Origin of the sequence: Pseudomonas sp. KB_15, assembly GCF_052114525.1 — a bacterium.
In the GTDB taxonomy this organism is placed as follows: Bacteria; Pseudomonadota; Gammaproteobacteria; order Pseudomonadales; family Pseudomonadaceae; genus Aquipseudomonas.
Window position 1 is genome coordinate 1 of the sequence record NZ_JBFREX010000198.1, and the last position, 464, is coordinate 464.

Annotated in this window: 1 protein-coding gene; it reads left to right on the forward strand. The window is 60.8% G+C overall.

Going from position 1 to position 464, the window contains the following annotated elements; translation table 11 throughout:
* Positions 1 to 338: 338 nt before the first annotated feature.
* Positions 339 to 464: hypothetical protein (locus AB4Z35_RS30440; RefSeq protein ID WP_442101219.1), on the forward strand; the 126-nt coding region annotated here is incomplete at its 3' end.

Below are 464 nucleotides of genomic sequence, written 5' to 3' on the forward strand. Positions count from 1 at the left end.
CAGCAACCGGGTCCGGACTGGCTTCGGGCTGCGAAGCTCCCTGCGTCATCTCCATGCGACTCCCCTCAATTTCGGTCTAGGTAGGACAGGACTCGACTGCGTACTCGACTGAGATAGTAGCCGGCGTGGCTACGAAACACACATGAAGATTTTAGGAAGCGATGGCCACCGTTGCTTGCCGAATTGCCCGGCGCGCGGCACTTTGCACGGCGGCGTCACCCATGAAAAAACCGACTGGCTTCTAGCGATTTAAATCATGGTGAGAATATTCAGCGCTCGCTACACTGGCCCCGACAACGCCCCCACAGGCTACAGAAGCCAACAAGCAAGGAGACGAGATGTACCGTGATCGCATTCGCCTGGCCGCCCTGCAGGACCGGATCATGTCGGCCGATGCGGCCGCCGCGCTGATCCAGGACGGCATGACGGTCGGCATGAGCGGCTTCACCCGCGCCGGCGACTGC